Source organism: Pedobacter antarcticus (genome assembly GCF_900112985.1).
GTDB lineage: Bacteria > Bacteroidota > Bacteroidia > Sphingobacteriales > Sphingobacteriaceae > Pedobacter > Pedobacter antarcticus.
Genome location: NZ_FONS01000004.1, coordinates 52,498 through 66,585 on the forward strand (window position 1 = coordinate 52,498; position 14,088 = coordinate 66,585).

10 protein-coding genes are annotated in these 14,088 nt (G+C 40.6%); 9 read left to right on the plus strand and 1 reads right to left on the minus strand.

From position 1 onward, the window contains the following. Positions 1 to 91: 91 nt before the first annotated feature. On the plus strand, positions 92 to 1,084 hold the full coding sequence (gene mgrA / locus BM192_RS10030; protein WP_037441563.1) for an L-glyceraldehyde 3-phosphate reductase: 993 nt from the start codon (positions 92 to 94) through the stop codon (positions 1,082 to 1,084). A 123-nt stretch (positions 1,085 to 1,207) separates the two neighbouring features. Continuing rightward, a complete protein-coding gene (locus tag BM192_RS10035) occupies positions 1,208 to 1,594 on the plus strand; it encodes an acyl-CoA thioesterase (protein WP_037441561.1) in 387 nt (128 codons plus the stop codon). A 56-nt stretch (positions 1,595 to 1,650) separates the two neighbouring features. On the opposite strand, the gene BM192_RS10040 is transcribed toward BM192_RS10035, so the two are convergent. Further along, positions 1,651 to 2,847: a C1 family peptidase gene (locus BM192_RS10040; RefSeq protein WP_037438970.1), complete on the minus strand. Its 1,197-nt coding sequence runs from the start codon at positions 2,845 to 2,847 to the stop codon at positions 1,651 to 1,653. Between the two features lie 167 nt (positions 2,848 to 3,014). On the opposite strand from BM192_RS10040, the gene BM192_RS10045 reads away from it, so the two are divergent. The 7 genes from BM192_RS10045 to BM192_RS10075 all read left to right on the plus strand — a co-directional run bounded on the left by BM192_RS10045 (position 3,015) and on the right by BM192_RS10075 (position 14,041). Further along, complete coding sequence (locus tag BM192_RS10045) at positions 3,015 to 4,058, plus strand: CobW family GTP-binding protein (protein ID WP_051759684.1); 1,044 nt, start codon at positions 3,015 to 3,017, stop codon at positions 4,056 to 4,058. Between the two features lie 35 nt (positions 4,059 to 4,093). Continuing rightward, positions 4,094 to 6,661, plus strand: coding sequence for a M1 family metallopeptidase (locus tag BM192_RS10050; protein ID WP_037438968.1), 2,568 nt, complete (start codon positions 4,094 to 4,096; stop codon positions 6,659 to 6,661). Positions 6,662 to 6,673: 12 nt separating this feature from the next. Further along, positions 6,674 to 7,585 carry a UbiA prenyltransferase family protein gene (locus BM192_RS10055; RefSeq protein ID WP_037438966.1) on the plus strand — a complete coding sequence of 304 codons (912 nt, stop codon included), beginning with the start codon at positions 6,674 to 6,676 and terminating at the stop codon, positions 7,583 to 7,585. An 8-nt stretch (positions 7,586 to 7,593) separates the two neighbouring features. Further along, a complete protein-coding gene (locus BM192_RS10060; protein WP_051759682.1) occupies positions 7,594 to 8,232 on the plus strand; it encodes a class I SAM-dependent methyltransferase in 639 nt (212 codons plus the stop codon). Positions 8,233 to 8,349: 117 nt separating this feature from the next. Beyond that, positions 8,350 to 9,756, plus strand: a complete 1,407-nt coding sequence (locus BM192_RS10065; RefSeq protein WP_051759680.1) for a TolC family protein — start codon at positions 8,350 to 8,352, stop codon at positions 9,754 to 9,756. A gap of 12 nt (positions 9,757 to 9,768) precedes the next feature. Then, entirely contained in the window at positions 9,769 to 12,945 is a 3,177-nt protein-coding gene (locus tag BM192_RS10070; RefSeq protein ID WP_037438964.1) for an efflux RND transporter permease subunit, read from the plus strand. 34 nt (positions 12,946 to 12,979) lie between these two features. Next, positions 12,980 to 14,041 carry an efflux RND transporter periplasmic adaptor subunit gene (locus BM192_RS10075; RefSeq protein ID WP_234797538.1) on the plus strand — a complete coding sequence of 354 codons (1,062 nt, stop codon included), beginning with the start codon at positions 12,980 to 12,982 and terminating at the stop codon, positions 14,039 to 14,041. Positions 14,042 to 14,088 lie beyond the last annotated feature (47 nt).

Below are 14,088 nucleotides of genomic sequence, written 5' to 3' on the forward strand. Positions count from 1 at the left end.
CGACCAATTCCTGACGAAAGGGGTTTATTGCTATATGAGGGATGCATTTGCATTATTATAAGCATTAAGTCCCTTTTTTAAATTTAGAATAATGAATTATCTGGCAAGCCCCTCAAGGTATACACAAATGCAATATAGACGCTGTGGAAACAGCGGTCTGAAATTACCGGCGATCTCCTTAGGTCTGTGGCACAATTTTGGCCATGTCGACCAACTTTCCAACTCCAGAGACATTCTGCATTTAGCTTTCGACAGCGGAATTACTCACTTTGATCTGGCCAATAATTATGGACCACCTCCCGGTTCTGCTGAAGAGAATTTTGGTAAGATTTTGAATCAGGATTTCAAGTCATACAGAGATGAAATGATTATTTCCAGCAAAGCAGGGTATACGATGTGGGATGGTCCATACGGAGATTGGGGATCAAAAAAGTATTTGGTATCCAGTCTCGATCAGAGCCTGAAGAGAATGAACCTCGATTATGTCGATATATTTTATCACCATAGACCGGACCCTGATACGCCGCTGGAAGAGACAATGGCTGCACTGGATCTGATTGTAAGACAGGGGAAGGCGCTATACGCAGGTATTTCTAATTACCCTGTTGAACAAGCAAAAAAAGCTTTTCAAATTTTAAAGGAAATGGGCACGCCATGTCTGATCCATCAACCTAAATATTCGATGTATGAGAGATGGATTGAAGATGGCCTTATCGATCTTTTAGGAGACGAAGGGGTCGGATGCATACCATTTTCTCCATTGGCTCAGGGATTACTAACTAATAAATATCTTCACGGAATTCCAGAAGACTCAAGAGCTGCAAAATCACATGGTGCTCTTCAGCAGGAACAGATTAGTCCGGAAACCGTTGTCCAACTACACGGATTGAATTCGCTGGCGCAGGAAAGAGGGCAGAGTCTGGCGCAGATGGCGTTATCATGGATATTAAAAGATCAAAGAATTACTTCGGTACTTGTCGGTGCAAGTAAGCCGTCACAATTAGCAGACAGTTTAAAATGCCTGAACAAACTGGACTTCTCAACGTCAGAACTACAGCAAATTGAAGACATCCTTGCCGGATAGAATATATTCCTGATGGTGATTTCTTTAAAACGGTAAAAGAATTAAGGTTATATGTTGAGGAACCTGTAAATTCGCAGCCACAAGCGCTTCCTGCGGGAACCGCTTGTTTTGAAATAGTATAACATGACGATAGAAGAAAAGATCCAGGCCTCGGAGACGAGGATTTTTAAAGCTGTATTCCCGAATACAACTAATCATTACGACACCTTATTTGGCGGGACTGCCATGCATATGATGGATGAAGTTGCGTTTATTACTGCGACTCGTTTCAGCCGTCAGCGGATGGTTACAGTGAGCAGTGACAGAATAGATTTTAAAAGACCGATTCCTGCAGGTACAATTGTTGAACTGATTGGAACTGTAAGCCATTTGGGTAATACTAGTATGAAAGTTAGGGTGGATATTTATGTGGAGCAGATGTATTCTGAAACCAGGGAAAAAGCGGTAAGTGGAGAGTTTTCCTTTGTTGCTATTGATGAACATAAGAAGCCAACCGCTATTATTAAATAACAAAAAGGGGTGATCAATTTAAATTGATCACCCCTTTTTGTTTATTATGCTCCTGATTATAAGCCCAGTTTTTTATTGATAGTAGATGGAATACCTGCTTTATTCAATAGAATAGCAGTGGTTTTGTATTTGACATAGTTTTTAGTTACATATAAATAACCTTTGTAGTCATTTGTAACGCCCCATGAATTTTTAACAATATAGTATTCTTTACCGTTCTGATCTTTAGCAAGTCCGACAATATGCATACCATGGTCATCTGTGGTTTGGTAGTTATCGAAAGCCTGTTGACGCAGTGTTTCAGTAATTTCCATTTCCGGTTTTGGTTCGCTAAACATAGCTTCTTTTTCAGAAGCATTCATTTCTTCGAAAGGTTTTGCCGGTACGTAAGCCACCCCATTTTTATAAGAGAAAGATTTTTCACTGACATCTGTAGCCCAGGCCACTGAATATCCGGTTTTTAACGCGTTATCGATGATGTCTGTAACTTCATTTAGTTTAACGTTATAGACCTGATCAAAAGACCAGTTGTCTGGAACCAACAATGTAAACTTACTATAATATGGATGTTCCATGAAAGAAGACAACTCTACATAATCGTCAGGATTGATACCTACAACTTGTTTAGCAAACGTCTGAGGAGTATAAGTTTTACCCTTGTAGTCGAATTTTTCCGGAACTGCACCGAGGTATGAGTCTAATACTGAAGTATACGCTTTTTCCCAGTTCGGAGTAAGCGTACCATTTGGATTCTTAACAACTGCTTCAAGGATTCCTGTAGTGATAGCACCCATTTCAGCAGTCTTGTTTAATTTGGTACCATAGTTCAATCCTGTATAATTTGTTTGAGGAACGGCACCATATTTTTTGTACATATTAATTACATCATGCAATGCGCCACCATCACCAAGTGTAACCGCACCATGCATACGTACATAGTTTTTACCTTTTTCAACGTAAGCATTTCTGGCGGTAAATAACTGTGATAAAGCTACTGGTTCCTTGCCCATTCTCAACATTTCAGATTCAATGAAAGAATTTGTTGAATAGCTCCAGCAGGTACCTGATGAACCTTGATTTTGTACAGGAGTATTTTCTAAATTAAGTACTTCCGTAAACTTGAAGCCAGAAGTACTGTTGGCGGATTGATTGTTTTTTAATGAATTCACCAGGTTGTCCTGGGCAAATCCAAACGATGTGCTGAATAACATACCAGAGGCTAAAACCCATGGTTTAATCGATAATTTTGTCATTTGTGTGTGTTGTTTTGAATTATCACTTTAGTTTCGCAACTTTATTGCGTTTAACCGAAAGAGGTGGGCAATGTACATTTTTTGTCCATAAATGAAAAAAAAACACGGGGAAAAAATTCTGCCGGATTGGTTTAAATAAACTATAATTCCATAATCACATCAATTATATGAAAGCGAAAGAAGTTACTTTACTTACCGGGTTTTTAGGTGCAGGTAAGACCACATTATTAAATGCGGTAATTGAACATTTTAAAGAAACGCGCTTTGCGATTATTGAAAATGAAATCGGGGAGGAGAGTATAGATGCAGGATTAATTGTTAAAGGCGAAGATGATATCATGGAGCTCAATAATGGCTGCCTTTGCTGTTCCCTGAATGATAACTTGTACGATTTGCTAAATAGTCTTTGGGATAGAAAAGATAGCTGGGATCACCTTATTATTGAAGCCACTGGTATTGCTGATCCGGCTAATATTGCTCATCCTTTTCTGACCATGGATCAGGTTAAAAGAGGCTATGATCTTAAAAGGGTGATTTGTATAGTTGATGCCGAACTTATTGAAGATCAACTTAAAGATCATGAAGAAGCTATTCGTCAAATAGCATTCAGTGATGTGATACTATTGAATAAAACCGGGCAGGTTAGTGATGCTTATTTAAATGAATTACAAGGTATACTGAAAACCATTAATCCATTTGCCGAAACACTGGTTGCTGCAGGCAGAGATTTTCAGATCCGGAAGATGTTTGCGAGAGAGCGATATGCCAATTTCTACAGCAATCCGAAACCGGTGTGGAGTCCGAAAGGGATGTTGAATTTAACCGGAGCCACTCTCCCTGCCGGAAAGACGCTCCTCGCAGTCTCGGGTCAGCATAACAAACATGAGCATAGCGATATTGAAACAATACTTGTTAAATATAAGGAAAGTATGGATGCTGAACAGCTGGAACATCGGATGATGGTTTTTTTGATTCTCCAGTCCGCTAATGTATACCGTATTAAGGGCGTGATTTATAGCAGAGATTTTCAAAGTCGTTTGATTTTACAGACTGTTGGTAAATCACTGTCGATCACGCTTGGTGATCTTTGGATGCCTGAGGAAATAAAAGAAAGTAAGATTGTTGTGATCGGAAAAAATCTAAAGATTTATGGGTTTGATAAGTTATTTAGAACATGCCTTCATACGGGTAGTGAGAATACTGCACATTGATTTCCAAATTCTGCTTAAAAGTGTAAATTGGCTGCATGTTTCGTCAAATTAAACCGCTCTTTCTTGCTGCCTTTATATTGCAGACCTGTATAATTCCCCAGACTGTCAGTGCTCAAGTGCCGGTTGCTGGCGTCAGCAGGTCGCTGGCTGTTTACAGAAAGTCTGTTCTATCTGCCGTAAAATATAAACTTGCTCTGGATATCCCAACAGAAAAGTCTGCTCCTATTCGGGCCAGGCAGGAAATAACATTTAATTCAGGTAAAATAGATCAGACGCTGCAGCTAGATTTCAAAGCTGATGCTAAAGTGATTAGTTTATTGGAAGTTAACGGTAAAAAAGTGCCTGTTAAACTGGTAAATGAACATCTACTCATCGGTCCGGATCTGATAAAGAATGGAGAAAATCATATTAAGGTGAATTTCATCGCCGGCAATGGCGCTCTGAACAGAAACGCAGATTACCTTTACACACTATTCGTTCCTGACCGTGCAAGAACGGCTTTTCCGTGCTTTGATCAGCCTGATATCAAGGCGACTTATTTACTTCAGCTTACAGTTCCATCCAGTTGGCATGCAATTGCTAATGCAACGCAGGAATACGTAAGGGAAGAAGACGGAAGGAAAATATATCAGTTCCGGGAGTCAGATCTATTAAGCACATATCTTTTTGCTTTTGCTGCAGGAAAATTCCATTTATATAAAGGCAACCTACAGGGGAAAAATGCAGATCTCTTGTATCGAGAGACTGACACAGCTAAATTAACACCAAGCCTGCCTGCTATTTATGCAATACATGAGCAGAGTCTCAAATTTTTTGAGGAATGGACTGGTATTCCGTATCCATTCCAAAAATTCGGTATGAGTGCAATTCCAGAATTTCAGTTCGGGGGTATGGAACATCCCGGGTCAATTCATTATAAAGAGTCTAGTTTATTTCTCGATCGTACAGCATCTAGAGATCAATTAAATACCAGAACGAATTTGATCGCACATGAAACTGCACATATGTGGTTTGGTGATCTGGTTACGATGGATTGGTTTTCAGATGTATGGATGAAAGAAGTATTTGCCAACTTTATGGCTGATAAGAGTACTGTAGAGCCTAATAATAAAGCGGAATCCGATCAGAAGTTTTTAATCAGCCATGTGCCGGCCGCTTATGCTGTTGATCGTACACCGGGTGCAAATCCAATCAGACAGGAACTGGATAACCTGAATGAAGCTGGCACGCTCTACGGTAATATAATTTATCATAAGGCCCCGGTTATGATGAAACAGCTGGAAAGTCTGATGGGAGAATCTGCATTTCAGTCAGGAGTGAGGGAGTATCTTAGGAGGTTTTCTAATAGTAATGCCTCTTGGCCGGATCTTATCCGGATTCTTGACAGCCATACTTCAGCTGATCTTATTAAATGGAATAGTGTCTGGGTGAATGATAATGGCAGACCGGTAGTTACATATAAGCTTGAACAGAAAGGAGGCTTGATATCCAGGTTTACCGTCAGTCAGCATGCAGAGCAAGGTAAGGAAAGGAATTGGCCGCAACAACTCAAAATAACCCTGTATTATCAGGACCATATTAAGGAACTTCCTGTAAATCTTATTGGAAAAGACGTAGTTATAACAGCGGCGGAAGGACTTCAAGCACCTTTATATATGATCTTTAATACAGGAGGAGAAGGTTATGGAAGAATGCCTGTTGACCCCGCACTCCCCGTTCATATTTATGATGTTAAAGATCCATTAAGCAGAGCGAGTGCTTATATCGGTCTTTATGAACAAATGCTAAGTGGAGAAAGTATACGTCCTGAAGAATTGCTCGAGCTCTATAAAAAGGGCTTACTTGTTGAAAATGACGAATTAAATCTAAAATTAATCTGTACGTATATAGGTCAGCTTTACTGGCAGTTCAGTAAAGCTGACTTGCGTATTGCAATTGCACCTTCCCTGGAAATGCAGATCTGGACTGCGCTTTCGCAAAACAAATTCACGAATCAGAGAAAACAACTTTTTAAATTATACCAGGATATATTTTTAAGCCGGGAAGCTAAAAGCCGGTTGTATCAGATTTGGAAAGAACAACTCGCACCAGAGGGGGTTATCCTAACGGAAGATGATTATACAAGCCTGGCGCTGGCCTTGGCAATCAGAGATGATGCATCTAAAGATATTTTGAGGCTCCAGAATCTGCGGATTACAAACACTGATAGAAAAGAGCGTTTTGAGATGATTATGCCAGCTGCATCTTCTGATTTGCAGGAGAGAGACCTTTTTTTTAATAGTTTAAAGCAAATTTCGGGCAGGGCTAAAGAATCTACCGTACTCACAGCTTTATACTACCTGCATCACCCTTTAAGACAGGAAAGTAGTGTGCATTATCTAAAGCAGAGCCTTGAGATGCTTGTAGAAATACAAAAAACAGGAGATATTTTCTTCCCTCAATCGTGGCTGCAGGCCAGTTTTGGAATGTATAGCTCAGTTGAGGCGGCGAATATTGTAGAAGAGTTTCTTAAGCTACATCCGGGTTATTCTCCAAAACTCAAAGCAAAGATTCTTCAGGCTACTGATAATTTGTTCAGGGCAAGAAAACTAGATAAACAATAGAGTTTATAAATTATGGGCCAGAAATTACTTCGACTTATATTTTTTGGTAATTATTTTGTTGGCCTGCTGGCTATAGCCCTTACTATAGAATCGACACTTCAGCTAGGTCTTCCATTTAATTCTGCCGCATATTACCTTCTGGTTTTTCTAGCCCCAATAATCTACTACACATACGCTTATATGGGGGTGTCAATTTCTGCTGATACATCAAACCCGAGAACCTTATGGTACGCTTCACATATCAAACAAGTACGTTTTACCCAGCAGATTCTTTTGCTGATCTGCAGTATTGTTGCATTATATCTCGGTATTCATAATATAAAAGGAATACTCGCATTACCGGTAGGATACTGGATCGGCGCCGGGCTGATTGGGTTGGTGGCTATTCTGTATTATGGTATGCTGCCATTGTTCTCTTTCAATCTTAATTTGCGCAATACCGGTTTATTGAAACCATTTGTCATCGGACTGGTCTGGGCGGCTACAGCAAATTTTTTTCCTTTGCTTATGCTTAAAATTGAAACTGGTACAGCTATCGGAGGAAGCTCACTCTGGTACTTTCTGTTTGTTAAGAACTGGATGTTTTGTACTGTGAATGCGATTATGTTTGATATGAAGGATTATGCAATTGATTATAATAACCAACTTAAAACGTTTGTAGTAAGAATTGGGTTGCAGAGAACGGTTAATCAGGTGCTTATTCCTCTGTTGCTGACCGGTGTTGTTTCTTTGGTAATTTTCGCAGGTTACAGGCATTTTCCGGTTGGAAGATTACTTTTTAATCTTTTGCCTTTTCTGCTGACCATAGTCGTTGCTTACTCCATGAATATGCGAAAGCAGATTTTCTATTATTTGATTGTAATTGATGGTTTGATTCTGATTAAAGCGATATGTGGTATTACCTCAATGCTCTTATTTAAATAAATACCGGAATGAATAACAACTACGATTTGATTGCGAAGATTTATGACCCCCTGAGCAGGCTCGTGTTTCGTAAATCACAGCTTAAAGCGCAAACCGATCAGCTTAAATATATCTCATCCGGTAATAATTTATTAATTGCGGGAGGTGGAACGGGTTGGATACTGGAGGAGATCAGTAAAATTTATCCCTCTGGCCTGCAAATTACTTATCTGGAAATATCTGCCGAAATGATCCGGATGGCGCGTGAAAGGGATACAGGTGAGAATCAGGTAACCTATATTCATGCCGGAGCAGCAGATTTTCAAGCAGGTCGTAAGTATGATGTGATACTCACTGGCTTTTTGTTCGATAATTTTCAGTCAGCGGAGGCAATGCAGGTATTTACCCAATTTGATAAAATGATAGTACCGGAAGGATATTGGCTTTATACGGACTTTCAATCTGATATTTCGAAGCAGACGTGGTGGCAGAAAATATTACTTAAAACAATGTATGTTTTTTTTAATTTGGTTTCCGGCGTGAAGGCCAAAAAAGTTCCGGATCTTTCCAGTGATTTTCAGTGTGCTGGTTATCAGATAGTAAACAGCAAGGTTTATTATAATGGCTTTATTCAGGCAGTATCGTTCCGGAAAACACCAAAAAGTTAATCAAACAATCAATTATTTGAATATCATAAGAATTGATTTGAAATTCATATTTTCAAAAGCAGGTTCATACGATACATTTGCCCTGCAACCATTTGTTAATGCGAAAGATCCTAATTTATGCGACCGAAAGCTATATTCTTCTCCATACTTTTCTCTACAACCCTATTATGTAGCCAATTTAATTATGTTCAGGCACAGACGCTGCAGTTAAAAGAAGCCATTGACATGGCTGTCAATAATTATGGAACTCTGAAAGCTAAAAAAAGTTATGCACTTGCTTCCAAAGAAACAGTAAGACAAAATAAGACAGAATATCTCCCTAACCTCAGTCTGGCTGCGCAACAGGACTATGGAACGATTAATGGCCAAAATGGGCCTCTATCTGTTTTAGGTGGGTTAAATGCAGCTTCATCGGGGCCGGCGCTGGATCGCCAGAACTGGAATGCCGCATTCGGAGCTTTATATCTGACTAATGTGAATTGGGACTTTTATACTTTCGGCAGAATACGGGAAAAGGTGAAAGCTGCCAGAGCGGTACAAAGAAGGGATGAAGATGATCTTAATCAGGAAATATTTCAACACGAGGTCAGGGTTTCTTCCGCTTATTTAAACCTGCTTGCTGCACAAAGACTTACACGTTCTCAGCGAAATAACCTCGAAAGAGCAATAATCTTTAAGGATAATGCAGTTTTAAGAGCTAAAAATGGATTAATTGCTGGTGTAGACACTTCGCTGGCGAAGGCTGAAGTATCGAATGCCAGGATTGCTTTGACAAAATCCATTGATCTGGAGCAACAACAGGCTAATCAGTTAGGAGTTTTGATTGGTAAAAATGCGACATCATTTATATTAGATACAGCCTCCGTTAATCATTTACCGAAATCCTTTATTGTGCAGGATACTACTGCCAACCTTACCGGTCATCCTGTACTCAGGTTTTATAAAGACAGGGTAGAAGTGAGCAACCAGCAGGTAAACTATCTGCGCAGATTAAGTTATCCGAGTATCTCGATGATAGGTGTGTTTCAGGGAAGGGGATCTGGGTTTTCCAGTAATTATGCACTTGACCAGTCCGACTTCACCAAAAAATATTCAGATGGCGTTAATCCAACCCGGGCAAACTATCTCATCGGAGTGGGCATAACCTGGAACCTGACCAGTATTCTTCGGAATTCGCCTCAAGTTAAAGCGCAGCGTTTCATCAGCAGGGGACTGCAGGATGAGTACGAACTTGCAGGGCAGCAGTTGCAGGCACAACTTTTATTAGCGGAGACTAAAATAAAAAATGCGATGGACAACTATCAGGAGGCGCCGGTGCAAGTTAAAGCAGCAAGTGATGCCTACTTGCAGAAAAGTACATTATATAAGAATGGATTAACCACACTTGTGGATCTTACCCAGGCTTTATATACACTAAACAGGGCGGAAACAGACCGGGATATTGCCTACACTAACGTCTGGCAGGCTTTGTTGCTCAAATCGGCAGCAAGCGGTGATTTTAATCTGTTTATCAATGAATTTTAAGCCCTTTACCCTATGAATCTTATCCGTTTCGCACTGCGCAAACCAATTTCAATCCTGGTATTTGTAGCAGGACTACTGTTCTTCGGGATCAGTGCAATGACCAGTATTAAGGTAGATATTTTACCTAAAATGAATTTACCGGTTATTTACATTGCCCATCCTTTCGGGGGTTATACGCCGAACCAGATGGAATCCTATTTTGGTAAAGCCTATGTAAATATTCTGCTTTTCGCCAACGGTATTAAAAGTATTGAGACCAAAAACACACAGGGTCTGATGCTCATGAAACTTACCTATTATGAAGGTACGAATATGGCGCAGGCTGCGTCTGAGTTAAGTGCATTATCGAACAGGGCACAGGCAATTTTTCCAGCCGGTTCACAGCCACCTTTTGTAATTCGTTTTGATGCGTCGTCGCTACCTGTTGGACAATTGGTCCTTAGCAGTAAAATAAGATCGAATAATGAGTTGCAGGATCTGGCTAACACCACCGTACGGGCATCCTTTACTCAAATACCCGGATTATTATCTCCCGCTCCGTTCGGAGGTAGTCCAAGAACTGTAGAGATTAATGTAAATCCGGGCTTAATGCAGTCCCATAACCTTACCGTAGAGCAAATAGTTGAAGCTATTAAGCTTAACAATCAAACTGCCCCTTCAGGAAACGTGAGAATTGGTGATAAAAACTATATTACACCAACCAATTATACCATTGAGAAAATCAAAGAATTCGAAGATATTCCATTGTTCAAAGGAGGAGTACAGAATCTTTATCTGAAGGATGTAGCCACCGTAAAAGATGGTGCGGATATTACCTCCGGATATGCTTTAATTAACGGTAAACGATCTGTTTATCTCAGTATTGCGAAGTCAGGAGATGCCTCTACATGGGATGTGGTTAAAAATCTTAAAGCGCACCTTCCACAGATACAAAACACCTTACCGGAGGATGTTCAGCTATCTTATGAATTTGATCAGTCTGTCTATGTAATCAATGCTGTGAAGAGTCTGATCAGCGAAGGGGCGATAGGAGCCATATTAACCGGCTTAATGGTATTACTGTTCCTTGGTGATAAAAGAGCGGCATTAATTGTTATTTTAACCATCCCGACTTCAATTATTGCCGGTGTATTATTCCTGAAATTATTTGGGCAGACGATTAATATCATGTCGCTATCCGGTCTGGCCCTTGCAATTGGTATTCTTGTCGATGAGTCTACTGTAACCATTGAGAATATTCACCAGCATTTCGATATGGGAAAACCGAAGGCGCAGGCAATCTGGGATGCCTGTAAGGAAATCGCTTTCCCTAAATTATTGATTCTGCTTTGTATTCTTGCTGTATTTGCTCCTGCATTTACTATGTCAGGTATACCAGGTGCACTGTTTTTACCTTTAGCATTAGCCATTGGTTTCTCTATGGTAATTTCTTTTTTGCTTTCCCAGACTTTTGTTCCGGTTATGGCGAACTGGTTGATGATAGCCAAACCACATGCACATGAGAATGCCAAGAAAACCAGGTTTGACCGCTTTAGGGATGCGTTTATGAGAATGCTGGAAACCCTATTCAAATATGCTAAACCAGCAGTTTTAATTTATCTGGTTGTCGCTATCGGCTCTGCAGCACTTCTGTTATCTTTTATTGGAAGAGACGTATTGCCAAAGGTAAATTCAAGCCAGTTTCAGCTTCGGATGCGTTTAGCTGACGGAACCAGGCTCGAGAGAACTGAAGAAAAAGCTAATTTGTTACTTAAAGAGTTAAAGAATATGGTCGGAGAAGAACATGTGGCAATTTCTTCGGTCTATATAGGTCAGCATCCTGCCCAGTTCTCAGTAAATCCGATTTATCTGTTTATGGGCGGACCGCATGAGGCAGTATTCCAGATTACATTGAAAGATATGCACGTTGACATGGACGAATTGAAAGACAAACTCCGTGTACAGATTCAGAAAGTGATTCCGGGCGTTAAATTATCATTTGAGCCGATCGAATTAACAGATAAAGTACTAAGTCAGGGTTCACCTACACCTGTCGAGGTGAGGATTACCGGCAAAAATAAGGCACTTAACAGGACGTATGCAGAAAAAATAAGCAACGCATTAAATCAAGTAAATTATATGCGCGATGTGCAGATTGCACAGCCGATTGACTATCCTTCACTGAACATTAAAATCGACCGTACACGTGCAGCACAGCTTGGTGTCGATTTAAATGATATTTCTAAATCATTAATTGCCACAACTTCGTCTTCCAGATATACAGATAAAAATACTTGGGTAGATGAAAAAATAGGGCTTTCATACAGTGTGCAGGTACAGGTACCCTTTAATCAGCTAAAGTCTAAATCGGATCTCGAAGCTATACCACTATTAAAAAATTCGAGTAGACCAGTGTTAGGGGATGTAGCTTCTATTGAGTCCGGGTTAACCTATGGCGAAAACGACAATCTTGGTTCGACACCGTTTTTGTCTGTTACTGCTAATCTGAATGACAAAGATCTTGGATCAGCTAATAAAGACGTCGCGAAAGCTATTTCAAGCCTTGGAGAGCTTCCACGGGGATTGCTTGTTGAACAGGTTGGTCTTGGAAAGGTTTTGGACGAAACCTTAAGCAGCCTCCAATCCGGTTTGTTGGTCGCGATCGCTGTGATCTTCCTGATGCTTTCGGCCAACTATCAGTCTTTCCGTGTACCTTTAGTAATCCTGGCAACTGTTCCTGCCGTTATACTGGGGGCGCTGCTTTTACTAACAGTTACCGGTTCTACATTGAATCTGCAGTCCTATATGGGAATTATCATGTCAGTAGGTGTGTCTATCGCTAATGCAGTGTTGCTTATTACCAATGCAGAAGAATTGCGCAGGCAACATGGAAATGCATTGGATGCTGCCAGAACTGCAGCAGGAGTGAGGTTAAGACCAATTATTATGACGAGCATTGCAATGATTGCTGGTATGTTACCAATGGCAATTGGCCATGGCGAAGGTGGTGACCAGGTTTCACCTTTGGGACGTGCAGTTATCGGAGGATTGATTGCTTCCACTTTTGCTGTTTTAATTATCCTTCCCCTGGTATTTGCGTGGGTTCAGGGAAAACAATCCACTACTTCATTGTCTCTGGATCCGGAGGATGAAGAGAGTTTACATTATAATCCAATTGCTATATCTAAGCGTGAATCAGAACATGAATAAATCAGCCTATAAAAACTTAAAATTATACAGCGGTATGCTGACACTGTTAATCTTCATTAGCAGTTGCGGTGAAACTAATTCCGAAAAGAAGACCCCAGCAGCCAAGGCTCCTGAAATTAAAACACTGGTATTAGAATCCCAACGTTTAGCGAGTGAGTTGAAGATGCCTGGAGAACTGATCGCCAATCAACAGGTGGACCTGTATGCCAAGGTGAGCAGTTTTGTGAAAAGCCTTAAAGCTGATGTAGGAACACAAGTAACCGCAGGGCAGCTGTTGGTGACGCTGGAAGCACCTGAGATGAGTTCACAGCTTGCGGCTGCGGAATCCAGATTGAAAGCCCAAGAAGCAGTTTATACGGCAAGTAATGCGAATTACAATCGCTTATTGGCGACTAGTCAGACCCCGGGTACTATTTCTACCAACGATCTCGAGCAGGCGCTGGCTAAGAAAAATGCAGACCTTGCACAACTCCATGCTGCGAAAGCTTCATTTAAAGAGATAGGCACAATTCAGAATTACCTCGAAATCAGGGCGCCATTTGCAGGAATTATATCTTCAAGAAATGTAAATGCCGGTGCCTATGTAGGGCCGTCCGGAAAAGGTTCTGAGTTTCCACTTTTCACCGTTCAGGAACAGAAGCATTTACGTTTGGTAGTTTCTATACCAGAGCAATACACCGGGTACCTGAAAACAGGGGATACCGTCACTTTTAAAGTCAAATCACAACCGGCCGCTTTATTTACTGCTACGGTAAAAAGAATGTCTGGTGCATTGGATCAGCGATTACGTTCAGAGCGCGTAGAAATGGATGTAGCCAATCTGGATAAAAAATTACTTCCTGGGATGGTTGCCGATGTGTCTATTCCGTTACCAGCAAATGCAAGTACATTTGTTGTTCCAAAATCTGCTATAGTTGATGGATCAGAAGGAATTTATGTGATTCGTTCAAAAAATAACCGTGCAGAGAAGGTAAACATTAAAAAAGGAAGAGAAACCGACGATAAAACTGAGATTTTTGGAGATCTTACCGCGGGTGACAAACTTGTTGCAGTGGCAGGGGAGGAAATCCACGACGGAGATCCAATCAAACCATAATTTTACAATCCAGGGAAGGGACATGCTTAAAATTTGCGCAAATTTAT